At 49.2% G+C, this 22,507-nt stretch carries 24 protein-coding genes; 15 read left to right on the forward strand and 9 right to left on the reverse strand.

The annotated features are described in order from the left end of the window. The first annotated feature begins 66 nt into the window (after positions 1-66). The gene (locus K2Y22_08800; protein MBX9878541.1) at positions 67-321 is read left to right on the forward strand and encodes a hypothetical protein; all 255 of its coding nucleotides are present in this window, start codon (positions 67-69) and stop codon (positions 319-321) included. 143 nt (positions 322-464) lie between these two features. Here K2Y22_08800 and K2Y22_08805 read toward each other — a convergent pair whose 3' ends face one another. The 3 genes from K2Y22_08805 to K2Y22_08815 are packed head-to-tail and all read right to left on the reverse strand — an operon-like array spanning position 465 to position 2,366. After that, positions 465-1,292 (reverse strand): hypothetical protein, encoded by an 828-nt coding sequence (locus K2Y22_08805; GenBank protein MBX9878542.1) that lies wholly within the window; start codon positions 1,290-1,292, stop codon positions 465-467. Positions 1,293-1,296: 4 nt separating this feature from the next. After that, positions 1,297-2,217 (reverse strand): acyltransferase family protein, encoded by a 921-nt coding sequence (locus K2Y22_08810; protein MBX9878543.1) that lies wholly within the window; start codon positions 2,215-2,217, stop codon positions 1,297-1,299. Beyond that, a complete protein-coding gene (locus K2Y22_08815) occupies positions 2,187-2,366 on the reverse strand; it encodes a hypothetical protein (protein ID MBX9878544.1) in 180 nt (59 codons plus the stop codon). The genes K2Y22_08810 and K2Y22_08815 overlap by 31 nt, the downstream gene beginning before the upstream one ends. Before the next feature lie 263 nt (positions 2,367-2,629). Between K2Y22_08815 and K2Y22_08820 the strand changes: the two genes are divergently transcribed. Together K2Y22_08820 and recR are read left to right on the forward strand one after the other, a co-directional pair. Beyond that, on the forward strand, positions 2,630-2,941 hold the full coding sequence (locus tag K2Y22_08820) for a YbaB/EbfC family nucleoid-associated protein (GenBank protein ID MBX9878545.1): 312 nt from the start codon (positions 2,630-2,632) through the stop codon (positions 2,939-2,941). Between the two features lie 8 nt (positions 2,942-2,949). Further along, entirely contained in the window at positions 2,950-3,546 is a 597-nt protein-coding gene (gene recR / locus K2Y22_08825) for a recombination mediator RecR (GenBank protein MBX9878546.1), read from the forward strand. A gap of 3 nt (positions 3,547-3,549) precedes the next feature. On the opposite strand, the gene K2Y22_08830 is transcribed toward recR, so the two are convergent. From K2Y22_08830 to dxs, 3 genes are all read right to left on the reverse strand, one after another. Beyond that, a complete protein-coding gene (locus K2Y22_08830) occupies positions 3,550-4,260 on the reverse strand; it encodes a TonB C-terminal domain-containing protein (GenBank protein MBX9878547.1) in 711 nt (236 codons plus the stop codon). A gap of 74 nt (positions 4,261-4,334) precedes the next feature. Then, positions 4,335-4,817, reverse strand: coding sequence for a VOC family protein (locus K2Y22_08835; protein ID MBX9878548.1), 483 nt, complete (start codon positions 4,815-4,817; stop codon positions 4,335-4,337). Positions 4,818-4,842: 25 nt separating this feature from the next. After that, entirely contained in the window at positions 4,843-6,774 is a 1,932-nt protein-coding gene (dxs, locus tag K2Y22_08840; protein MBX9878549.1) for a 1-deoxy-D-xylulose-5-phosphate synthase, read from the reverse strand. 126 nt (positions 6,775-6,900) lie between these two features. Here dxs and K2Y22_08845 point away from each other — a divergent pair, with 126 nt between their 5' ends. The 5 genes from K2Y22_08845 to dnaX all read left to right on the forward strand — a co-directional run bounded on the left by K2Y22_08845 (position 6,901) and on the right by dnaX (position 13,163). Beyond that, positions 6,901-7,347, forward strand: coding sequence for a hypothetical protein (locus tag K2Y22_08845; GenBank protein ID MBX9878550.1), 447 nt, complete (start codon positions 6,901-6,903; stop codon positions 7,345-7,347). Positions 7,348-7,455: 108 nt separating this feature from the next. After that, a complete protein-coding gene (locus K2Y22_08850; GenBank protein MBX9878551.1) occupies positions 7,456-9,291 on the forward strand; it encodes a CHASE2 domain-containing protein in 1,836 nt (611 codons plus the stop codon). A gap of 15 nt (positions 9,292-9,306) precedes the next feature. Continuing rightward, complete coding sequence (locus K2Y22_08855) at positions 9,307-10,026, forward strand: response regulator transcription factor (protein MBX9878552.1); 720 nt, start codon at positions 9,307-9,309, stop codon at positions 10,024-10,026. A 95-nt stretch (positions 10,027-10,121) separates the two neighbouring features. Continuing rightward, a complete protein-coding gene (locus K2Y22_08860) occupies positions 10,122-11,120 on the forward strand; it encodes a hypothetical protein (GenBank protein ID MBX9878553.1) in 999 nt (332 codons plus the stop codon). 138 nt (positions 11,121-11,258) lie between these two features. Next, a complete protein-coding gene (dnaX, locus tag K2Y22_08865) occupies positions 11,259-13,163 on the forward strand; it encodes a DNA polymerase III subunit gamma/tau (protein MBX9878554.1) in 1,905 nt (634 codons plus the stop codon). Here the strand turns inward: dnaX and K2Y22_08870 are convergent. After that, a complete protein-coding gene (locus tag K2Y22_08870) occupies positions 13,160-14,488 on the reverse strand; it encodes a hypothetical protein (protein MBX9878555.1) in 1,329 nt (442 codons plus the stop codon). The two genes, dnaX and K2Y22_08870, sit on opposite strands and share 4 nt — an antisense overlap. Before the next feature lie 252 nt (positions 14,489-14,740). Between K2Y22_08870 and K2Y22_08875 the strand changes: the two genes are divergently transcribed. Genes K2Y22_08875 through K2Y22_08905 form a run of 7 tightly spaced genes read left to right on the forward strand, consistent with a single transcriptional unit; the run spans position 14,741 to position 20,629 of the window. Next, on the forward strand, positions 14,741-15,787 hold the full coding sequence (locus K2Y22_08875; GenBank protein ID MBX9878556.1) for a Gfo/Idh/MocA family oxidoreductase: 1,047 nt from the start codon (positions 14,741-14,743) through the stop codon (positions 15,785-15,787). Positions 15,788-15,789: 2 nt separating this feature from the next. After that, entirely contained in the window at positions 15,790-16,278 is a 489-nt protein-coding gene (locus K2Y22_08880) for an N-acetyltransferase (GenBank protein MBX9878557.1), read from the forward strand. A 14-nt stretch (positions 16,279-16,292) separates the two neighbouring features. After that, positions 16,293-17,414, forward strand: coding sequence for a DegT/DnrJ/EryC1/StrS family aminotransferase (locus K2Y22_08885; protein ID MBX9878558.1), 1,122 nt, complete (start codon positions 16,293-16,295; stop codon positions 17,412-17,414). Between the two features lie 19 nt (positions 17,415-17,433). After that, complete coding sequence (locus tag K2Y22_08890) at positions 17,434-18,492, forward strand: GDP-mannose 4,6-dehydratase (protein MBX9878559.1); 1,059 nt, start codon at positions 17,434-17,436, stop codon at positions 18,490-18,492. Next, positions 18,461-18,931 (forward strand): acyltransferase, encoded by a 471-nt coding sequence (locus tag K2Y22_08895; GenBank protein ID MBX9878560.1) that lies wholly within the window; start codon positions 18,461-18,463, stop codon positions 18,929-18,931. Before K2Y22_08890 ends, K2Y22_08895 begins: the two co-directional genes overlap by 32 nt. Beyond that, entirely contained in the window at positions 18,898-20,100 is a 1,203-nt protein-coding gene (locus tag K2Y22_08900) for a DegT/DnrJ/EryC1/StrS family aminotransferase (GenBank protein ID MBX9878561.1), read from the forward strand. The genes K2Y22_08895 and K2Y22_08900 overlap by 34 nt, the downstream gene beginning before the upstream one ends. A gap of 58 nt (positions 20,101-20,158) precedes the next feature. Then, entirely contained in the window at positions 20,159-20,629 is a 471-nt protein-coding gene (locus tag K2Y22_08905; GenBank protein ID MBX9878562.1) for a hypothetical protein, read from the forward strand. 78 nt (positions 20,630-20,707) lie between these two features. Here K2Y22_08905 and K2Y22_08910 read toward each other — a convergent pair whose 3' ends face one another. Further along, positions 20,708-21,901 carry a DUF1574 family protein gene (locus K2Y22_08910; protein MBX9878563.1) on the reverse strand — a complete coding sequence of 398 codons (1,194 nt, stop codon included), beginning with the start codon at positions 21,899-21,901 and terminating at the stop codon, positions 20,708-20,710. 2 nt (positions 21,902-21,903) lie between these two features. Then, positions 21,904-22,353, reverse strand: coding sequence for a GNAT family N-acetyltransferase (locus K2Y22_08915; protein MBX9878564.1), 450 nt, complete (start codon positions 22,351-22,353; stop codon positions 21,904-21,906). Between the last annotated feature and the right edge of the window lie 154 nt (positions 22,354-22,507).

The raw sequence follows: 22,507 nt of genomic DNA on the forward strand, positions 1-22,507 counted from the left end.
TTACTGTCAAGTGTTTAGAATTAGATCAAATCTTTGTTAGTCCCCCTAAGCGAACAGGATATTTCTATGATCACTAGCAAACCCGGAGAGAAAGACTTTCAGTGGAAGTTTCGACTTTTCTTTTGGTCGGTATTTGTTTTATTGCTTTTGATTTTGTTGTCGCTGCATTTCTTTATGGCGCTTGCCTATGAGCAGACAATTGAGATTTTGACGCGTGTGCAGTCGATGGAGTCGACGGTGGAAAAGATGAAGATGCGTCTTGAGGAAGAGGGCGGGACGGCGGGTAAGCCTGCTCCGAAGATGATCAAGCCGGTTAAGTAGATATATCGACTTTAAGTCGTGAGACCCTTCGTCGCGCTGCTCCTCAGGATGACGGGAGGCGAGCGGGCGCATGCAATGCGCCCCTACGACGAACCGGAACCGACGCATGCAATGCATGTACGGAGTACCGGATCGGGTACCGATTAGATTAGGCTAAATGGTTCGAGAGTGCGTTTGCGGAGCAGGCGGTTTAGTTCGCTTTGGATTTCGCCTTCGAAGTGGCGGGCTTGTTTGCGGGCGATGTCTTCCAAGTCATCCTTTTCTGCGTCGAATGCGAATCGGTGCGATTTAAGGACGCGCATTTGCCATTTGCCGGGAAATGACAGGCAATTTGCAGGGAATGGTAGCCATGGGAAAAATGGGGTGATGGGATATTCGGGTAAGCCGAGGAAGTTTGCCACTTTAGGCAAATTGTCGAAGACGGGTAAGGAGTCTTCGCAGCCTAAGGTGCACAGTGAATATATTGGGACTTTGGTTTCGGCAGCGGGCAGAAACTTTGTCCAATCGAAGTCCATTAATCGGTAACGATCGCTATAGGGTTTTGTCAGTCCGGCAAGTCCCTCGGGGAAGGTGGCGACTATTTCGCCGGCAGCCCAAAGACGTTTGGCGTTGTCGGCTGTCCAGTCGACAAAACCAATCTCGGTCAAAAATGTATAAAGTCTTTCGTCGTCAATGCCGTCCATGTCGGCCATGATGTTGAGACGACGCGGGAAAGGCTTTTCGTTCATCAAGGCGAACAAAAGCATGAATCCCGGCCACGGAAGAATGGAGCCGGAATTGCCGACTATAAATGCCGGGCCTTCTTTGGGCAAAAACTCCAATCCTGAAAATTCAACACGCCACCATTGCTTGTAGAGAAAACTCAAGAATGGCTCGAGTTTGGCGAGTGTTTCCAACTTGAAGTTGAATAGCGAGTCGCTTTTCTCGACAATGTCTTGGTATATGCGGTAGGTATGAGTAAAGCTCGGCATGTTTTTACTTCATCATTGACGCAGTTGGGTGATGTTCGTGATTATGGTTTGGATCTTCGTCCCATTCAGTGAATAGCGACTTGCGCTCTCTAAGCAATTGATTTAGCTGGCGTTGAACGTCATATTGCAGTTCGCGCGCAATTTTTAGTGCGAGCTTGCGGTCCGCTGCTTTCTCTACTGGATAGCCGAGATCAATTGGTTTGTTTACCTTAATTAGCCATCTGACAGGCAATGGCATTAGATTGAGAGGGAATGGCAGCCATGGAAAACCGAGTGTCACTGGGAAAAACGGCATCGCAGTTAGTTGGGCAAGCTGCTTGATGTTGACGAAGTTAGGGAATATCTCGTCTCCGCCTATTGTGGCAACTGGAATAATTGGTGTTTGCGTGGCGATCGCCAATTGCACAAAGCCTGGGTGGAAATCGATTAAGCGATAGCGTTCATCAAATCTTTTGCCGACGCCGCGTATACCTTCCGGATATATGCCGACGAGTTCTTCATTGTTGAGCAGCTTGGTGGCATTCTCTTTGCTTGCACGCACTTGTCCTGTGTGTTGGATCCATTTGCCGACGCCGGGCATGGTGAAAAACCAGTCGGTTGCTAGATAACGGATGCGTCTAGGGCTTGGGTGCTTGCTGCACATGGTCATGGTGAGCATGGCGCCATCTAATGGAATTAGCCCGGAGTGATTGCCGAACAAAAGAGCGCGCCCTTCGCCGGGGATGTTTTCAATTCCGTGCACGCGGACTTTGAAGTAGTCCTCGTAGCAAAAGCGGAAGAAGGGCTCCCACTTGGCAAACGTGTCCATATTGAAGCCAAACTCGTCATCCATTCCGGCATAACGACTATAAAAAGCAGGGTTGCGCTTAGCGAAAGCAGCCAGCGGGTCTTGCTTTAGCGTCTGAAAATTTTCCCAATTACCCACAAAACACCTAAAATGCCTGGACCGAACGACACGAAAAGAACAAAGCGCCTAAGCGCGTAGGTAACCAGATCCCAGATGTGCTGTTTAATGGCTTCGCGATCGTCGGAAGCCAAGCTGCCATCGTCCATGATTGCTTCGATATCTTGCATGATTCAAAGACCTCGGTTTTTCCAGAGGCTCCATAGAATTCGACGTATACAGCGTACATCTATTTAAAGAGATTGCAACCAATGAAATCCTATCTTCTTAAGAAAGTTTTACCGGGGGCGCAGGACAGGGCGCATGCAATGCGCCCCTACAAAGGACATTGTTGCCAGTAGATAGAGGTGCACTAGAGATCAATGGCGGGGATTTGGGATAATCTAGAGCATCACAAGTTTTGGAGATTGAAATGCAACAAGATTTCGGCAAAATGATGCGTGACGCGCAAGCCTCGCTCAAGAAGATGCAAGATGATATGGGCAAGATGCAGAAAGAACTTGCCGATACCAATGTTGAAGGAACAGCAGGCGGTGGTGCGGTCACCATTACTTGCAATGGTATGTGTGAGTTTAAGGGTGTGAAGATTAAGGCTGAAGCTGTTGATCCGACTGATGTTGAAACTTTGGAAGATCTCGTGCTGGCGGCGATAACCGATGCATCCAACAAAGCTCAGGAATTGATGCGCACACGCACCGGCAGTATCACCAAGGGCATGAACTTGCCACCAGGCATGGGCTTCTAGAGTAGTCCATGTATTTCACGCGGCCGTTAGCCAAGTTAATTGAGCAGTTTCAGAAATTCCCAGGCGTTGGGCCAAAGTCGGCCCAGCGCATGGCGTTTTACGTGCTTGATTTGGATATGTCGGCGGTGAAAGAAATTGCTGATACGATAGTTGAGGCAAAGGAAAAGGTGAAGCACTGTACGCAGTGTTTTCATTTGACCGCGCAAGACCCTTGCGAGATTTGTCAGAATCCCAAGCGTGATCCGCAGGTGATTTGTGTAGTCGCAGAACCGCGCGATGTGATTGCGTTGGAAAGAAGTGCTGAGTTTCGTGGGTTGTATCACGTGCTGACGGGTTTGATCTCGCCGCTCGAGGGGAAAGGTCCCGATGAGTTGACGATACGTGAATTGATTCGTCGTATCGGTGAAGGGGAAGTGCGCGAGGTTATTCTGGCTATCAACCCGACTATCGAGGGGGATGCGACGGTGTTGTATTTGAATCAGTTGCTTCGTCCATTGGGGACACGTGTCACGCGGATTGCGTTCGGGTTACCCGTAGGCGGCGATTTGGAATACGCGGACGACGTCACATTAGCGAAAGCGCTCGAGGGACGGCGGGACATTTAGTCCTTAGTTCTGTGCGGGGGCGTTTCCAGCCGGGGCGTCGTGGACTTTGTATTCGAAGGTGAATTGGATGTCTACGTTTTCCGGGGAACCTTCAGGGAGTGGTGGAAGCGATGGCATGGAGGCGATGATGGCTTTCATGACGGCGGCATCGTTTTCGGGGGAGCGTGACATGCGATCGAAGGCTAGGTCGGAGATTTCGCCGTTCTTATGGACTTTGAATTTCACTCGGACGACGTGATCACCTGCGCCGGATGGATGCCAGTTTTTCTTGATGGATGTTTGTAGGGCATCCATGTAGGGTTTGAAATCAATATCTTGAGTGACTTGCTGCGGTGGCGGAGCAACGTACTGTTGGATGGGTGGAGTTTGTGTTGGATGTAAGGTTGGAATGAATAATGCAAAGCCGGCAAGGACAATGATTATCGCGAAAAAGACTAAGAGGAATTTGTCTGTGAAGGCGTCGTGCTTTTTCAGCTCTTTGTCGGTGGTGTTTTTCTGACGCTCTTCCTTCTTGTTTAATTCCTCAGCGGCGGCAACCCACTCGTGTTCGGGTGCGTTTGGATCACCGAGTGTTTCAGATGGATCACGTTCTACAGGAGATGAAGAAGAAGAGGGCAGCGAGGGTAAGCCCGCTGCCTCTCTTTCGGCGTTTTGTTTTTCTACGCGCAACTTGATTGAGTCGATTTTTTGATCTTCGTTTGGACTATTTGCCATTGTCTCCACCAGGTTTGCGTTAGGAAAATGGGCGCATGCAATGCGCCCCTACATAGGGCAAGGCACGTTTATCTCTACTTTTTAGCGCAGGCCATTTCTTTGACCCACATCTCTTGCGCTTTCTTCATTTCTTCTTCAGTCATGTCCTTAACATGCTGAGCCAAGCCCCACTTGTGTCCGAATGGATCAACAACTTGACCGAATCTGTCGCCCCAGAACATGTCTGTTAACGGCATGGTGGCTTTAGCGCCGGCTTTGATTGCGCGTGAGTGTAATGCATCGACGTTGTCTACGTAGATGTACATTGATACTGGTGAGCCATTCAAGCTTGTTGGTGACAAGCAAGCCATGTCTTTGAATTCATCGTTCACCATGAAGATGGAAGTGCCGAACTTCATTTCAGCGTGCATAACGGTTTTGCCGTCCGGACCATAGCAACGCGGCATGGTTTCTTCAGCGCCGAAAGCCTCTTTGTAGAATTCAATGGCTTTAGCGGCGTCTTTGACCGTCAGGCTAACAGTGATTGTTTGATAGCCCTGTGGAATTGGATTTGTCATTATGTCCTCACTTTGGAAGTACTGGTTAACGGGTCCCCAAAACTTTCAAGGCAAAGTCTGCCACTTTGGCTGGGCTCAATCCATTGATATCAAGGAGGATTTGGCGAGAACCATGTTCGACAAATTTATCCGGTATGCCAAGGGTAACTATTGGAGCTTGCGCAATTTGTGGATTTTGCATCTTGAATTTAGCTGCCCATTCTAGAACAGCCGATCCAAATCCGCCAGGCAAACAACCTTCTTCTAACGTAACAATCTTATTGTTTGGATTGGAAACTATCTCTGACAACATCGACTCATCAAGAGGTTTGGCTGAACGCGCATTGACTATCGTGGCGTTTTTGCCTTGCTCTTGCAGGATGGAAAGAGCTTGTTTAGCTGTCTCAACCATCGAACCATATGCCAAGAAAATCAAATTGCCCCCGTCGTGGAGTTTCTCCCAGGCGCGGAAATTGATTTCGTGGAATGGAATTGTTTCTGCGTAGTTAATTGCTTTATCACGCGGGAAGCGAATGGCGACTGGTCCTTTGCGCTCGCGTACAGCGGTGTAGACCATATTACGCAATTCTTCCGTATCGCGCGGAGCCAACACGGTCAAGTTGGGAATACTGCGCAAGAAAGCGATGTCGAAAACACCTTGGTGAGTCTCACCATCTTCAACAAGACCGCCGCGATCGATTCCGAAGATTACAGGCAGATTCAAAATTGCCACATCGTGTACGAGTTGGTCTAATGCTCTCTGCAAGAATGTCGAATAGATGGAGACAACAGGAGTAAGTCCTGCCTTAGCCATGCCGGCTGCCATTGTTACTGCGTGTTGTTCGCAGATGGCCACATCGAAGAAACGCTCAGGATAAATCTTGCCGAATTTCACAAGACCGGAGCCTTCAGCAGTAGCTGGTGTAATTGCTACCACATTCGGTTCGATTTCTGCAATTTCTATAAGAGCTTCGGTGAAAGCTTCGGAATAAGACTTGGCTTTTGGTTTTTCCGGACTTACCGGTTCAATTTTTTCAGGACTAAAAGCACCAACGCCGTGATACTTAATTGAGTCAGCTTCGGCAGGCGCGTAGCCTTTGCCCTTCTGTGTAATTAAGTGCACCAATTGCGGAGCAGTGCGATCTTTGATGCGTTCAAGAACATTCACTACTTGTTCGACATCATGACCATCGACAGGTCCTGTGTAATTGACGCCCAATTTTTCGAAGACAATTCCTGGTGTGTCGAAGCGCTGTTTGGCTTGCTTCTTCACAGCTTCTATTAGTTCGGCAATGCCAGGACGCAAATTGCTTTCATCTAGTTGAATTTCAATCTGGCTAATTTTTTCTTTGATGTCTTTGTAGAAGAAGGTCTCTTTGATGCGCTTCATGTACTGCGAAAATCCGCCGAGGTTTTCGCTTATCGACATCTCGTTGTCGTTGAGGATGATGATCACATTTTTCTGAATGTGTCCCAAGTGATTCAATGCTTCCAGCGCCATGCCGCCGGTGAGACCGCCGTCTCCTATGACCGCAATAACTTTGTGGTCTTGTCCAAAGTGATCACGTGCCAGCGCGTAGCCGACGCCTAATGAAATTGAAGTTGAGCTGTGCCCGGCAAGAAATGGATCATGTTCGCTTTCAAACGGATTGATAAATCCGCTCAGACCTTTGTATTGACGCAAAGTATTGAACTGATGGCGTCTGCCGGTCAGCATTTTGTGAATGTATGCCTGGTGACCGACGTCCCAGAGGATTTTGTCTTCCGGGCTGTTGAACACACGGTGCAAAGCCAGCGTAATTTCCACGATGCCCAAGTTTGACGCCAGGTGTCCGCCAGTCTTCGATAGCGACTGGACTAATTCCTCGCGAATTTCTCCGGCAAGCGACTGCAATTCGGTATTGCTCAGGCGCTTCAAATCAGCCGGGCTGGCCACTGCCTCAAGAAACGATGTTGCGGGCAAGACTTGGGTGGACATGCACGTGGCACCTGAAAAATTGGGAATGATGATCATAGCAACCCTCAAATTCTCTTGGGTTAATATATGATTCATTGCTTAAATATTTTTACTGGTTCCGTTAGTCATTTGAAGTCGAGGAAGGGCTTGAAACTGGCTACAGTGCTAGTTTTTGCCGGTTTGGTGTTGTGCCCGTCCATGCCTGCGTCAATGTCTCAAAATGCAGGGTCTGCCGCGGCTGCCGAAGATACAAAAGTTACGTCTGCCAAGGTAGGCAAGAAGCCGAAAAAAGCCGGCTCCTCAGAGCGAATTTCCGACAATGCCAACTCCACAAGCGTGCAATTGCGGCTCTCCGGCTCACTTTGCGTCGGCTGCTTGGTCGAATTGGAGCGCAAATTGAAACTTATGCCCGGAATGGTGCGGGTAAAGGTGGATATCCCAGGCACGAGCAGCTTCGACAGCTATAGCGGTCCGGGCGCCTCGGGCATTATCACGGCGACCATGTCCTATGACTCAAGCAAAATATCGATGGAGCAGCTGGAAGATTTTATTCGGACACAGGGATATACGGTAAGGCGTGTGATTGAACGGTAATTTCGATAAATTCAGGGTTTTCCCTGAATTTGGGTGGCGCCTAGCCGCCTTGAAGGCGTCAAAAGGTTAGACTAGTCTTGGGAATGGGTTGCACTGGAGAACTTGAACATGCTCCCTCTGGCTAAGGTCAGAAATCTATTAAATGGAGGTTCGAGTCAGGAAAAGCTTGTTGTCCAGCGCCTCTTTTGGGGAATGCTGGCCGGTTGTATTGTGGCCATCGTTTTGGCTGAATCATCCTGGCTGAAAATGATGGAGTTATCTTCTCTGGAATGGCGCTACAAAGTAGCTTCCCGTGTGGGGGCGGCAGGCACGTCTTTTTGTCGTGACATTGCCGTTGTCGCTTTTGACGATACCTCGCAATTTGACCTGGGCATTGCGCGATTTTCCGATGTGAAGGCGCAGGATATTTTGGCGCGTGTGGTGGACTCAGCGGAGAAAGGGCAACCGGCTTTGGTGGCACTTGATCTGGATTTGCGCGGAGCAAGTTCGCCTAATTTGGTATCCAGTTTTAAAAAATTCGGCAATATTGTGGTGGCACTATTCGGCAGTCTTGATGGCGGGCAGGCATTGCCATCAGGTGAACTTTTAGGACATTCGGCAGCGTATGGTTATAGCGAACTTGTAAAAGAAGACAACGGCATGGTTTGCCGTTTGCCTATAAATTACCAGGCGAAAACGCAGAAAATAGGCAACAAAGAATTCATGCCGGTGAAGTCATTGACAGAAGCGGTGATTGATATGTTTCGTCGTTTTCAGGGCGTTGGCCCGGCGAGCGAATTTTTGCCTTTGCAGTCTGATCAACCTTTGTATATCAACTTCAAGAGTCCGACTTATTCTGTAATCTCAATGAGGGATTTATTGCAGCCGGGTTATGACGCTAGCCAATTGAAAAACAAGATTGTGCTTATTGGCTCGACCTTGACGCCACGTGTTGGTGATCCGCAGAATTTCCGGACGCCAATTAAAGACAATGTGCCGGCGGTGATGATTCAGGGTGATGCGCTTGCCTGTCTATTGAACAATCAAGTCGTATGCAGTCTGCCGCGCTGGCTGAATCATTTGCTTCTTGTGTTAATGGGAGTGGGGTTTGGCGCGCTGTTTTCGCTTACATCTACCGGCAAGCGTTTGTTTTATTATCTGGTTGCTGCCGTGGGTGTGGTTTTGTTGGCGCAGGTAGCATTTCAATTGTTCAATATATCTTTGTTGATGGCGGCGCCTTTAGCTGTGTTGACGGCTGTATTCATTATTTCGACGTTTATTTACCTGGATACCGATTTGCGCATGCGCAATTTTGAGTTGGCTGTTGCGCGTAAGTCGATGCAGGTGCGTGCCGAGGAAGAAAGACGCCGCATTGCCGAAGACTTGCACGATGAGACTTTGCCCACGTTGTCTACGGTTGCCCGCATGGCGGACAAGCTGTCGAAGGAAATCCCGGAGAATACTGTTCCTTATATGATGCGCGAAAAGTTGGATGCTGCGGTTTCGGAAATGCGACGCGTGATTAATGACTTGCATCCGTCTGTGATTGAGACGATGGGGTTTGTGCCTGCGTTGGAAAATCTCCTGACGATGCTGGAGCGCGATACGGGAATTGAATGTACGTTTAATGACAAAGTCTCTCAGGGTGAATTTGAGCTTTCTGATTTTGCCAAATTGCAGCTTTATAGAATTGTTCAAGAGGCAGTCAACAATATTGAGAAGCATTCTAATGCTACGAAAGCGGAAGTATCCATTGAGAAAAACGATCAGCAATTGTCTATCTCGGTAATCGACAATGGGCGAGGGTTTGATCCAGGTACGAAAAGGAAACAATCTTATGGATTAGTGAACATCAGGCAGCGCGCGCAGTTAATCGGTGCGCACGTTGACTGGGCAACGCCAAGTAAATTTTCCAGCGGAACTGAGCTGATTATTCAACTGCCGCAGGCTAGCCCTGTAATATGAAAATAGGAGAGGACAATGAGCGTATTAATCGTAGACGATGAAGAAAGAGACCGCCTTTGGCTGAAGGGGCTTTTGACTTCGCGTCTGGAAGGTCCGCTGACTATTTATGAAGCCCATGACGGGCAAGAGGCGGTGGACGCGGCGATGAAGTACAAGCCGCAACTTGTCTTTCTCGACATTAAAATGCCGAAGTTGTCCGGGATTAAGGCTGCCGAGCAAATCTTAAGTAAATTGCCGGAAACAGGAGTCGTTATTCTGTCCAACTTCTCCGATGAAGTTTATGTGCGTCAGCTTTGGAAAGTTGTGCCGGCAAACGGCGTGTTCGGTTATGTTTTGAAAAATGCTTCTGATGATCAAGTTGCCGAAGCGGCGAAGGCCGTGCTTTCCGGCGATTGTTGGATTCATCCAGGCATTGCTCGTGTTATTCAGCGCACGCAAAATAGAGCGACGAATTTAACGGCGGCTGAATATGAGGCGCTTGTTTGCATCGCGTTGGGTCTGACGGATCACGAAATTGCAACGCGTTTGTATTTGACGGAGAAAGCGGTGCAGTCGCGCCTGAAGGCGCTTTATGCCAAGCTGGGGATACCGGGGCGTGGTGAATCGCCGGATGTTGATTTCAATCAGCGCTGTCGTGCCGTTTATTTGGCTAATCGCCGGGGGTTGATTAATCAGAGTGAACTTGATGAGTGGGAGTCAAAGTTGCTCGCTTCGCGAACGACAGCAGGCTCTTGAGGAAATAGATGATGAAGTTGATGGATAAGTTGATCAATAGAATTAGTTTGTCATTTAGCGCCAAGGGCGCATGCAATGCGCCCCTACGAGGCAGAATGACAAAGGGGCGATTGGTTCTGGCATTGATTACGCTCATGAGCATCGGTGGTATTGTGCCAGACGCATTTGCGGCGGATAACCACGGAAGGTTGAGCGGGCAGATTGAATACAATCGCGTGTCGCCGCCGGCTTCGGGAGTGAAGTTAATAACGCAGATACTGGATCGCGTGCGTAGCACTCCGGCGTTTGCCATGATCAACAAGGATAAGATGCTGAAGAAAGTCGAGCAGCCGAATTACGCGCAATTGGGAATTAGCAATTATCAATTGGCGATTAAACCAAAGGAAATGCCGCGAAATTCGTCGGTGGCCGCTCTTGTTCCTCCGCCACCTCCATCATCCAATCACGGTGCAAGATTTTCCTTCGCCCCCGCGAACTACTATCCACCAGCTACGCTTACCACAGCTAGTCTTGGTGGTGGTGGCTCAGCACAGATGTATAGAGCTCGTCAGCAAATGACGATTGTTAATGAGTCGGCACCGGTTGTTATGGCGGACTCAGTTCAAGAAATGAAGGCAGAGTCAGTGCAGGATCTCCGAGCAAAGCGCAAGGAAACCATTGCTTTGCTGCCGCCCAATGTGGCGACTGGTATTCCAATGATCAAGCTTGGTATCACTCAAGCAGAAGCCGGGCAGTCGTTGAAGGCATGGGGCAGCATGCGCGAGGAAGTGCTAGGCAACTGGACTGTTTGGACATTCCAGAGACCGAATTCCGACGCGCCTGTTTTGCAAGTGTTTATGCGCCACGGATTTGTCGAAGGGTTGCGGATATTTGATCCGGGATTGGTCGGACATGATTTAGGCGTTGGACTGGGTGATGAGGTTCGCGTGTTGAAAGAACAGTTTGGTGAACCTTCGTTTATTTTGTCGGAGCCTGCGCCAGGTGCCGGACAGAATTATGTTTATCCCTTGAGTCAGGTTGCCTTTCTGCTTTCCAGACCTGAGCCGAAGTCCGAGCCCGAGGTTGTCAGTTTGCTGATATTCAACGTTAAATAAGCGTTAGCGAAGGATCAATTGCACGGAAGCGTCTACAATCTATAGCGACGCGAGGATTCTGTTGAAGAATCCGTTAAGCGGAGCGTCGAAAGCCGGCTGGCAGCGAAGTCAGCGAGGCACGAGCTGACGGAGCATAGAATGAGTATTTCTACTTATAAGCCGTTGTATTTGAAATATCGTCCGCAGGCGTTGGACCAATTGGTTGGTCAGGCAAGCGCGACGCGTACGTTGACCAACGCGATTGAGAACAATCGCTTGAGTCACGCTTATTTGTTTACTGGACCGCGTGGTACTGGTAAGACATCGAGCGCAAGAATTTTGGCAAAGTCCTTGAACTGCGAGAAGGGACCAACCGCCACACCGTGTCAAACTTGCACGCAGTGTATTGAGATTAAAGAAGGCGTTAGCCCGGCAGTATTTGAATTGGATGCTGCCTCGAACAACAGCGTGGATGATGCGCGTACGCTTATTGAACGCGCGCCTTTGGTTGCCGTCGGTGGACGCTTCAAGTTGTATATCATCGACGAGTGCCACATGCTCACTAAAGAAGCGTTCAACGCGCTTCTGAAAACTTTGGAAGAGCCGCCGAGCAATGTTGTGTTTGTGCTGGCCACAACTGAAGAGCACAAAGTACCGCAGACAATTGTTAGTCGTTGCCAGAAATTGATGTTTAGGCTCGTAAGCCAGGTTGAGCTTGCTGCTTACTTGCGACAGATTGCTGAGAAAGAAGGAATCTCCATTGAGGACGAAGCGCTTGAGTTAATTGCTCGTCGCTCTGGTGGTGGATTGCGTGATGCGCTTGGTCTTTTGGATCAAGCAAGTCTTTTGTCTTCGCCGGAGAAGCCTGTTGGCGTAAATGATTTGCTCAGCTTGTTGGGTGCAATGCATGAAGATGCACTGGTCTCTATGAGTGCGCATATCATGAATCGTGATGGACAAAAGGTTTTGTCTGAACTCAATGCTTTGTTGATTGAAGGACGTGAGCCGGCTGTTTTATGTCAGGAAATGGCTTTGCATTTCTTGAATTTGACCAAGGCGTCTTACGTAGTTGAGGCTGGTTCTGTTGAGCCGGCGAAACTTGGTGAAGTCGTCATTGGATCGCCGAAGTATTTGGCGGCAATTGCTGAATTGGCACCGAAGTTTGATCGCATTGAACTTGCGCAGATGATTGAACAACTTGATCGGCTCGAGATGACTATTCGCCGCAGCACGCAACCGGCTTTGCATTTGGAAATGGGTCTACTTGCGTTGTGCCATCGACACGAATTTTTGATGGTGCGTGAACTTGCTTCGCGTGTGGCGAAGTTGGAGTCCGCCTTGCAAGGATTTGAAGGTGGAGTGCCGATGCTTGCGGCCGCGCCGGTTGCTAAACCTGTCGTGCCGACCGCAGAACCAGTGAAAGCTGAGCCGGTACAGCAAGTTGAGAAGCCGATAGTTGCGGCAGCTGCTCCGGTTGTGGCTGCATCTGAGCCTGCGCCGATGCAAGTAACCGGCAACGACGCCATCATGGAGTTGGAAGTATTCTGGGAACAGCTCATGGAATATTTGAGCACGCACAGTATGCCAACTCACAGTGTTCTTTCTGTTCACGCAGCGCCATTGCAGTTGAGTGATTCGGAATTAGTCGTCGGCATAAGCGCAGGCTTGCAGAAGACTGTCGAAGCAAAAATCCCGCATATCAAAAATGCGTGCGAAGCTTTACGCGGCAAACCGATGTCGGTGCGCGTGAAGCCGATGGCCAAAGACGCTCCGCGTCCGGCAGCACCGAAACCAGCGGCTAGAGAAGCTGTAACCGCGCCATCGCCCGCGCGTCAGGAAATGTCGTCTGATGACGACGAATCTGGCGCTGCCGGCTCCACAAGCGCCGCGTTAAGACCGAAGATGCCGGTCAGTAAAAACGAAGCCCAACCTTCACCCGCGCCGCCACCACCGAGTGCGTCGCGCAACGCTATGCCTGAGCCGGACGAAGACGACAAATACGGCACGTTGTATCAGGAAGCGTACAAGCTTTTTGATGGACCGGGTTCGAGACGGATCGGTTAAATCGCCTGCCCCGGATTTGCCTTGGGTTGCTTCGGTGTCGTAGCCCGCGGCGCACCTTGGTAGCCGCCTTTGCCGTGTGTCACTGTTTCAATCGCAGCCGCTGTTTGTATAAGCTTCTCCAACGCCGAACGTTCTTGTGACCAGAATGGTTTCTTAATCGGCTTCAAGTAATCCGCCGATACAATCAACGACAAAATATTGAAGTCCGTCACCGTAACACTTAGCTTGTCTTCCAGCGGCTTCGTCGTCGGATTCCGTCTTGCTACGCCATCTTTTGGATTCGTGTCGTCCTTGGTCGGCACGTGATCGCTTATCATCACCTCTTCACCCGGGGGCACGGGAAGTTTGTGTTTACCGACAATTACGGTCAAATCGCCGGGCCCGGTCAACGCGCGGGCGCGGAGATTGCCATCCGATGTGTCGACGGCGAAGAGAGAGCCACGGTTACCGTGGACTTCGCCAAGCGTTGTTTCTACAATCGCATAATCCGTCGTGAAGATGAAGATTTCACCGGAGCGTAAGTGAATTACGCCGGAGTTTATTGGCAGGATAGTGAATTCAGATCCACCTGCTGCGAGCACGTGCCAGGGATCATTTGCTTGATGGTCGATAACGCCTGCGGCATTTGGCGAGGGTGACAACTTGTCCAGAAATGCCTTTTCGTCACCACCAACTTTTTCTTTGCCGACAATTTCAGCCACGTGCCAAGCCAAGCACTTACGCGCATTGAATGTACGTCGGATCAATTCCAAACCTTTAATTTCTGATTCTTTGCCACAATCTTCTCGAGGCACAGGATCATTTGTTTGATATTTTTCAGCTGGCAAAACTGCGTCCGAAACATACAACTCATCGCCCACTTTCAATATTATTGGTGTTCTGCGCCCGCGGATTTTTAAATGAACGGGACTCGTGCCTGCCAGTACAGCAATATGCAATGGCGTGTGCGGGTGTATATCCAGTACGACGGTGGTATCAGCACCAAGTCGAATATTCGCCAGGCGCGTGCCCACAGTCAGCGCGTTTTTGCCTGAATTCAAAAATAGATGACCTGTATGTAGCACCGGTCTGTTGTTGTCGATGCTGACGACTGTGCCGCCTGATCCTGCCATGAAGACGTCGGGATTCATCGTCGACAATGCTTCAAAAAAGACTTCTTTCCCTGTAGGAAATACCAACAAATCAGTGCGAGTCGGATTGACGCGGATGACCTCACGCTTGGGCAAGGTGGGCAAAGGTTGTTCACTCGACGTCTCAGCAAAACCTACGCCGAATGTCAGGCTGTAAGCCAAAAAAAGTGCAACTGCTGGACGGAAAGGCGGCATTGATTTAGGGGTTTGTCATAGATTTAGGGTGACCTGAACAAATTACCATATATCTCTTAATAGAATGAGCAATTGTCAAGCGATATTGTGGGGACTACTGGCTGCCGGTTTTTGGTCATTTTTACCTCGCCGAATCAAACCGATTTGATCGCTTGGAAACCGCTGAAAATGTGATGGCTGTGCTTGTTTAAATAGTTCGATTATGAGACTATTTGTCGCAGAGTTTCCCGGCTCCAAAGGGTGGGTTTCAGCGTGGATACAAGTAAGCAAACTGTTCGCGTCGGTGTTGTTGGGTGCGGTTATTGGGGACCCAACTTAATTCGTAACTTCTACGAGCACAATCAAGTTGAAGTCCGCTATGTGTGCGACCTCGACCTCGACAAACTTGTGCGCATGCACAAGCGTTATCCGAGTGTGAAGCCGACGACTCAATTTGAGAAGATGCTTGAGGATCCGGAAATTGATGCAATCGTTATTGCAACACCGGTGCATACTCACTACCCGTTAGCACGCAAAGCTTTAGAAGCGAATAAGCATGTGTTGGTTGAAAAACCGATGTGCATGACGTCACAACAATGTCGTGAACTCATCGCCATGGCTGAAGAGCGCAACCTAGTATTGATGGTTGATCATACATTTGTTTATCACGGTGCAGTGCGTCGCATCAAACAAGAGATCGACAGTGGCAAACTTGGCGAATTGCTCTACTTCGATTCAGTACGTATTAACCTCGGACTTTTCCAAAGCGATATCAACGTCATTTGGGATTTGGCTCCGCATGATTTGTCCGTCATGGACTATCTTCTCGATCGCACTCCGTTGACTGTGCACGCTACAGGCACGAGTCACACGGCAAGCGGCATCGAAGACATTGCTTACATTACATTGACCTTCGACAACAACCTCATCGCTCACTTCCATGTAAGCTGGTTGTCGCCGGTGAAGATAAGACAAGTGCTTATTGGCGGTACCAACCAGATGATTGTTTACGACGACATGACGCCGATGGAAAAAGTGCGCGTTTATGACAAGGGTATTACAGTCAACAACCCAGAGACTGAAGAGCAGAGATATCAAAACCTCATTCAATATCGTGTGGGCGATATGTTTGCGCCAAACTTGGATCTGAGCGAAGCGCTCAAGATAGAAGTTGCACACTTTGTTGATTGCGTTCTCAACGGCACCAAGCCTCTGACAGATGGTTATGCAGGCTTGAGAGTTGTACAAATTTTGGAATCCGCCAATGCATCTTTGGCTACGAAGCAACCACAGGAACTTCCGAAGGTTGGTGTGCAATAGGGATGTATAAAGCCGGCCCGCTACAGAAGATTAGCCCCGATGTAAAAGTTGGCGAAGGCACGAAGATATACGACTTCGTCAATTTGTATGGATGCGAAATTGGCGCGGACAGCAAAATCGGAACTTTTGTCGAGATACAAAAGAATTCGAAAATTGGCGACCGCTGCAAAATCTCCAGCCATACTTTTATTTGTGAAGGCGTGACAATTGAAGACGAAGTCTTCGTTGGTCACGGTGTTGTATTTATCAATGATCACTTCCCGCGTGCAACAGCCGAAGGCGGCGCGTTGCAAACGGAAGCGGATTGGACTGTCAGCCCGACGATGATTAAGCGTGGCGCGTCCATCGGCTCAGGCGCAGTGATTATGTGTAATGTGACAATCGGCGAAAAGGCAATGATAGGTGCCGGCGCTGTAGTCACCAAAGATGTCCCGGCAGGCGCTGTAGTTGCGGGTAACCCGGCTAAAGCGTTAATGAAGTCAGTACGTTAAAAAAGGAACTATAAATGACCACTAGTATCGCAAATTCAGTAATTCCCTTTGTGGATCTCAAAACCCAGATGGAAAGCGTCGCAGCCGATGTTGATGCTGCCATCAAGCCCATCTTAGCTAGTGGTGGTTTTATCATGGGACCGGCTGTTGGTGAGTTCGAGAAAGCATTTGCTGAATTCTGCAGAGCTAAGTACTGCGTTTCGCTTCATTCCGGAACCGCCGCTCTTCACTTGGCTTTGTTAGCCGCTGGAGTTGGCCCTGGTGATGAAGTTATCACCCAACCAAATTCTTTCATCGCTACTGCTGAAGCCATTTCATTTGTAGGCGCAACACCAAGATTTGTTGATGTTGATTTTGAAACATACAACATTGATGTAGCCAAACTGGAAGCAGCGATTACTCGCCGCACCAAGGCAATTATTCCTGTTCACCTTTATGGTCAGCCGGCTGACATGGCGCCAATTATGGAAATCGCCAAGAAGTACGGCATCAAAGTTATTGAAGATGCATGCCAAGCTCACGGTGCTACATACGGCGGCAAGCCGGTTGGCACATATGGCGATGTAGCTGCATTCAGCTTCTACCCAGGCAAAAACCTGGGAGCCGCCGGAGACGGTGGTGCTATCGTCACCAACAATCCTGAGATTGCTGAGAAGGTTCGTTTGTTGCGTGATCATGGATCCAGCAAGAAGTACGAGCACAGAATCATTGGTCACAACTTCCGTCTCGATACAATTCAAGCTGCAATTCTCAATGTTAAGTTGAAACACTTACCTGCTTGGAACGATGCTAGAAGAAGAAATGCTGCGTATTACACAGATAAGCTGCAAGAAGCTGCTGTTGTTACTCCGGAAATTTCAGGCAATTGCCGCTCGGTGTTTCACTTGTATGTTATCCAAGTAGACAATCGCGCTGCTGTTCAGAAAGCGCTGTCCGAAGCAAATATTCAAAGTGGAATTCACTACCCAATTCCAATTCACTTGCAAGAAGCATACAGATTCATGGGTCACAGAGCAGGCGATTTCCCGGTAACGGAAAGACTTGCCGGCAAGATCTTGAGTCTGCCGATGTATGCGGAATTGACCCCTGCACAGCAAGACCGCGTTATAGAAATCGTTCAGAAGCACGCTGATTAGAAAGGACGCTGGAGCCCCTATGGACTTAAAAGATAAGCGAATACTGGTAACCGGCGGAGCCGGATTCATTGGCAGTAACTTGGTTGATGAATTGGTCGCCAGAGGAGCAGAAGTCATCGTAGTCGATGATTTCTCCACTGGCAAAGAAGCCAATCTGGCTGGTGTTAAACAAAGCGGCAAAGTCCACATCGTCAAAGGATCGATCTTAGACGCGTTGTTGGTTCGCAAGCTGGTTAAAGAATCAGACATGATTTTCCACATGGCGGTTCAATGCTTGCGTGTTTGCTTCGACCGTCCTCACTTGGTTCATGAAGTGAATGCGACGGGGACCCTGAATCTATTAGAAGCTACGCGCATGGTTAATCAGGGTACCAGCAGTCGTCGTATTTCGAGATTTGTGTACTGCTCCTCGTCGGAAGTCTATGGAACAGCTAAAACTGCTCCAATGAACGAAGATCATCCTCTGGAGCCGACTACAACCTACGGCGCAAGCAAACTAGCCGGTGAGTTGTACACGCAGGCATTCCACACTACTTGGGGATTGCCGACTGTAATTGTGCGTCCGTTCAATACTTACGGCTATCGCGAGCATCATGAAGGTTCAAGCGGGGAAGTAATTCCACGTTTTGCTATTCGCATAATGAATAATTTGCCGCCAATTATCTTTGGTGATGGTTCACAAACGCGAGACTTTACTTTTGTCACTGATACCGTCAAGGGAATTATTACCGCGGGCTCTGCCGATAATTTGATTGGTCAAACAGTCAACATTGCGCGTGGGCAAGAAGTAACCATTAAGGATATTGCTGAGCGCTTATTGAAACTGCTGGGCAAGGAAAACCTTGAAATTCAGTATCAACCGACAAGACCAGGCGATGTGCTCAGACACTTCGCAGATCCGGCAAAAGCAGCGAAATTGACCGGGTATAAAGCTGAGATCGATATCGACAAGGGTCTTCAGTTGTACATTGACTGGTTGAAGAAACAGAATTTGGATGCTGCCAAACTGTTGAACGAAATGACTACAAAAAATTGGAATGTGGATAATGCCGAGATATTTGCCGCAACCAGACATTGATGGTTTGCCGGAGAATCCATACAATCGCCATTGTTGGATAACCGGTGAACCGGAAATTGGCGAAGGCACTTGGATTGGTGCTTTTACTCTAATTGACGGTCAGGGCGGATTGACAATCGGCAAAGGCGTAAATGTCTCAACCGGCGCGGCTATTTTGACGCACAACACGGTCAAGCGTTGTGTCACTGAGCGTGCTTACAACGTAGTTGATCGGGCGCCGACTGTTGTAGAAGATTACGTATTTGTCGGCGAGAACGCGACAATATTGATGGGATGCCATATCGGGCACCACAGCATTATCGGAGCCGGAGCCGTTGTTTTAGAAGGAACCAAAGTACCGCCGTATTCATTGGTGGTCGGAGTCCCGGGAAAAGTAATTCGGAATATAGAACAGGATATAGATAAATGGAAGCAAGAAGCTCTTACAACATCCCCATAGCTAAGCCTTACTTCACAGGCGAAGAACCGGCGCTCATTGCGCAGGCTCTCGAGTCCGGCTGGGTGTCACAAGGACCGCTTGTTGAGAAGTTTGAGAACACGGTCGCCAAATATGCAGGCGCGAAGTTCGCAGTAGCGACGACGTCGTGTACAACGGCGCTACATCTTTCGATGTTGATTCATGGAATAGGCGCCGGTGACGAGGTAATTTGCCCGTCGTATAGCTTCGTGGCTAGTGCCAATGGTGTCCGCCATGCAGGCGCTGAACCGCAATTTGTGGACATTGATGCGAAGACCTTGAATATTTGTCCGGTGGCGACAGAGGAATTCATTGCTGCGAATTACACGTCGGACATGGTCAATAAGAAGACCGGCAAGAAGCTGAAGGGCATTCTTATTGTTCACCAGATTGGTATTCCGGCAGATATTGATGCGTTCAAGAAAATAGCTGAGTCTCGTGGGCTTACGTTGCTTGAAGATTCGGCATGTGCTTTGGGTTCTTTCTATAAGAAACAGCCGATTGGTAGTTCCGGATTTACAAATTCATTGAGCTTTCACCCACGCAAAGTAATTAGCTGTGGTGAAGGTGGAATGATTCTCACGGGTAATGAGAAGCTAGCCGAGATGGCTAAAGTGTTGCGCGCACATGGTGCGTCGATATCGGATTATGCGCGTCATAAGTCTGGAAGCACCGCCTATGAGTCTTACGATGTCGTCGGTTACAACTATCGCATGACGGATATTCAAGCTGCGCTTGGTGTGAAGCAGATGGATATTATCGAAAAGCTGATTGCTCGCCGCCTGGAAATTGGCGATAGATACAACAAGGCATTCAGTCAAATTGAAGGCTTGGAGATAATTACTCCGCCGTCGTATGTGACGCGTTGGAACTACCAGTCGTACCCAATTCGCTTGGCGAAGGGCACGACTGAGGACAGAAACAAGGTGATGGCGTACATGCAAGAGCAAGGTATCGCCACCCGCCGTGGAATACCGCCGATTCACAAAGAGCCGGTGTACTCAAATGGCGCGACTCTGCCAAACACTGAGAGTGTTTCGGATAGATCACTTTTCCTCCCAATATTTATGACACTGACAGATGATGAAGTCGAGCACATCATCAAGTCAGTGAAGTCAGCCGTCGGTACGGCGGTTGCGGTATCCCGCTAATTGTAGGGGCGCATTGCATGCGCCCGTTCCATATCACTTACCAACTGAAAGGAACGTTATGAAACTAGATCGTGCTGTTGCTGGTTTATTAGTCGTCGGTTCTTTGAGCTCGTTGTCGGCCTTTGCTGCAGACAGCAAAATGAATGCCGCTGACTGGGAGAAATCCAGTCTGAAAGGAATCAAATCCATCAAGTACGGTATTGGTTACGATCCAACCAAGGCTTTTACCAAGACGATGGCAGCAACGCTCGCGGACACTAAACTCCCAATGAAGAGCGTTAATTTGGACGTAGAGCAACCGTTAGAGTCTGGCGAAGCTCTCGTTAAGACATATATTGATGATCGTAAAGGCGGACAAGCTTGGGTAGGTTTGTCTGTTGATCAGAAGTCGCAATTGGAGCGTAATCCTTCGATTACTTATTCGGCAGAGACTTACGCAGTAGGCAAGTTGGTCGCGAAGAAGGATGCAGGCGCCGCCATCAAAGAGATGTGCGTGCAGTTTGTGAAGGACTTCAACGCAGCCAAATAAATGACGAGTGAGGGCGCATGCAATGCGCCCCTAGGCGATGTGGACGTGCGTCACGTGAGTCAACATGATCGGGGTAGCTTACTTCAGAGACAACTGCTTGTTGTCTTCGATTTGGGTTAAGAACTGCTCGTCCTTGCTCAACTTCGCAGTCAGCACGTTGAACACTTTCAACCCGCCGTCGCCGTTGAGGTGGACGGAGTCGCGGAAGTCGGATTCGGTGAAGTTGGGATCGGCGTTTAAGTCGTAGAAGGGGCAGCCGTATTCAGCGGATGCGTCAGTAAGGGCTTTCATGTAGTCCTGTTGGAACCACTCAGGAAGTATCGCCTGATTGCGCTTTGTCCTGGGCATGTTGACGACGATGGGGAGAATGTCGTGTTGGCGGCAGAAGGCAAGCGTCTTGAAGAGATACTCGCGTTCACGCCCGAAGCGTTTGGTGTCTACTGGGTTGTAAGACGTGTCGTAGACTTTTAGGTCTTTCTTCTTCTTCTCTTCGTCACCTGTTATGTCGGCAAGCTTAGGCGGACCCCATGCCGCCAGGCGAACTTGCGTGAATTCTGTTTGTAGCGGATCGCGGTGGGTTGCGGAGTACAAGTCTGTTGAGCGGTGAAGCGCGCCGGAGACGCCGAGGCAAAATAGGTTGTGGTAGTCCGGCTTCAGCTTGTAGTAGTACCAAACATCGGCAAGAGTCTTGTTGAAAGTCTCTTCAGCGTTGAAGTTGGTAAGGTTGAATTTTGCCCTGTTCTTCTCGAGCTTTTCAAAGAAGTCGTAATAAGAAGTTTTCTCGGTGGCACAGGCTAGATTGTCGATGAAGTCGCGTGGGGCCAATGCGAGGACGACGACCTTGGGTTTCATGCCGTGCTTGTAGGCTTGCTCGATGACGATATACGAATCAGACACCATGCAACCGTTGCCGCTGTAATTGAATACTGGCAAGTCTTTACCCACCATGTCTTTCAAGACGCTTTCGAAATACTTGGCTTTGGGATAAGTAAATAGATCATAGCCAACGGTTGGCAGTGATATGTTGCCGTTTCTGTAGTCGGCACAGGCGGCAGCGCACATTGGCAGTGATGAGCCAACGAGTAATACTCGAGTGTTTTTGGCTTCGGACTTAAGCGCATCGAATTTGTCAGCCAACGGATTTTGGTCGGCCGGAATATAGCCGCCCATTTCCATGTAGCGCAGAGGCTTGCCGTATTTGATCGCACAGTCGACTAAAAACAAGCCGACTATCAACCAGAGAAATGTGCTTTTCGTCAAACGACCGAACAACTTCATCTCCTCGCTGCAGCACGGACTTTGAGGACCATCGAGACTAAATCGCCTGATTGTTCGAGGCGTTCAAAGCCAAGCTTCTCGTACATGCGGTAAGCATTTTCGTTGTCGGCTTTTACTTCCAAATGGAAAGTGTCTATCTGGAAGTTTTTGCGGAAATGCTCAATCAACATTCTGGATGCTTCAGCAGCAATACCAAGTCCGAGAGCATCTTCTTCGCCAATCATGACGCGGCCGTATTCAGCGGACTTGTTGTCGGGTTCGATGTTGTAGATGCTTATCTGACCCACCGGCTTTTTTAGTGTCTGCAATTCTTCAATGACGTAGAGATAGTCATTGCTTCTCTTGCGATACTCGGCGAACCACTTCTGGTGTGCTTCCGGCTCGAGTTTGTCGGTGAAGATAAAGCGAGTGCGGACTCTGTCCTTGTTGCGCCATTCGCGGGTCATGGGGAGGTCGGACTCCTCAATTAAGCGGAGTCGCAGGCGTTCACTCGTGATTGGAGTTGGCGCGAACTTTGCCATGATGAAGTACCTGGCTTACTGGCTTAGCAAAGCCTAAGACTACGTAGTTTGTCTAAGGATGTCCTTAATTGCGGATCAG

It is taken from the genome of Candidatus Obscuribacterales bacterium, assembly GCA_019744775.1.
In the GTDB taxonomy this organism is placed as follows: Bacteria; Cyanobacteriota; Vampirovibrionia; order Obscuribacterales; family Obscuribacteraceae; genus SBAT01.

What these genes read in the sequence shown, in the direction of transcription:
- K2Y22_08800 (MBX9878541.1), top strand. Translation starts at nt 67, where the DNA reads ATGATCACTAGCAAACCCGGAGAGAAAGACTTTCAGTGGAAGTTTCGA.
- K2Y22_08805 (MBX9878542.1), bottom strand. Translation starts at nt 1,292, where the DNA reads ATGCCGAGCTTTACTCATACCTACCGCATATACCAAGACATTGTCGAG.
- K2Y22_08815 (MBX9878544.1), bottom strand. Translation starts at nt 2,366, where the DNA reads ATGCAAGATATCGAAGCAATCATGGACGATGGCAGCTTGGCTTCCGAC.
- K2Y22_08820 (MBX9878545.1), top strand. Translation starts at nt 2,630, where the DNA reads ATGATGCGTGACGCGCAAGCCTCGCTCAAGAAGATGCAAGATGATATG.
- recR (MBX9878546.1), top strand. Translation starts at nt 2,950, where the DNA reads ATGTATTTCACGCGGCCGTTAGCCAAGTTAATTGAGCAGTTTCAGAAA.
- K2Y22_08830 (MBX9878547.1), bottom strand. Translation starts at nt 4,260, where the DNA reads ATGGCAAATAGTCCAAACGAAGATCAAAAAATCGACTCAATCAAGTTG.
- K2Y22_08835 (MBX9878548.1), bottom strand. Translation starts at nt 4,817, where the DNA reads ATGACAAATCCAATTCCACAGGGCTATCAAACAATCACTGTTAGCCTG.
- dxs (MBX9878549.1), bottom strand. Translation starts at nt 6,774, where the DNA reads ATGTCCACCCAAGTCTTGCCCGCAACATCGTTTCTTGAGGCAGTGGCC.
- K2Y22_08850 (MBX9878551.1), top strand. Translation starts at nt 7,456, where the DNA reads ATGCTCCCTCTGGCTAAGGTCAGAAATCTATTAAATGGAGGTTCGAGT.
- K2Y22_08855 (MBX9878552.1), top strand. Translation starts at nt 9,307, where the DNA reads ATGAGCGTATTAATCGTAGACGATGAAGAAAGAGACCGCCTTTGGCTG.
- K2Y22_08860 (MBX9878553.1), top strand. Translation starts at nt 10,122, where the DNA reads ATGACAAAGGGGCGATTGGTTCTGGCATTGATTACGCTCATGAGCATC.
- dnaX (MBX9878554.1), top strand. Translation starts at nt 11,259, where the DNA reads ATGAGTATTTCTACTTATAAGCCGTTGTATTTGAAATATCGTCCGCAG.
- K2Y22_08870 (MBX9878555.1), bottom strand. Translation starts at nt 14,488, where the DNA reads ATGCCGCCTTTCCGTCCAGCAGTTGCACTTTTTTTGGCTTACAGCCTG.
- K2Y22_08880 (MBX9878557.1), top strand. Translation starts at nt 15,790, where the DNA reads ATGTATAAAGCCGGCCCGCTACAGAAGATTAGCCCCGATGTAAAAGTT.
- K2Y22_08885 (MBX9878558.1), top strand. Translation starts at nt 16,293, where the DNA reads ATGACCACTAGTATCGCAAATTCAGTAATTCCCTTTGTGGATCTCAAA.
- K2Y22_08890 (MBX9878559.1), top strand. Translation starts at nt 17,434, where the DNA reads ATGGACTTAAAAGATAAGCGAATACTGGTAACCGGCGGAGCCGGATTC.
- K2Y22_08895 (MBX9878560.1), top strand. Translation starts at nt 18,461, where the DNA reads ATGCCGAGATATTTGCCGCAACCAGACATTGATGGTTTGCCGGAGAAT.
- K2Y22_08900 (MBX9878561.1), top strand. Translation starts at nt 18,898, where the DNA reads ATGGAAGCAAGAAGCTCTTACAACATCCCCATAGCTAAGCCTTACTTC.
- K2Y22_08905 (MBX9878562.1), top strand. Translation starts at nt 20,159, where the DNA reads ATGAAACTAGATCGTGCTGTTGCTGGTTTATTAGTCGTCGGTTCTTTG.
- K2Y22_08915 (MBX9878564.1), bottom strand. Translation starts at nt 22,353, where the DNA reads ATGACCCGCGAATGGCGCAACAAGGACAGAGTCCGCACTCGCTTTATC.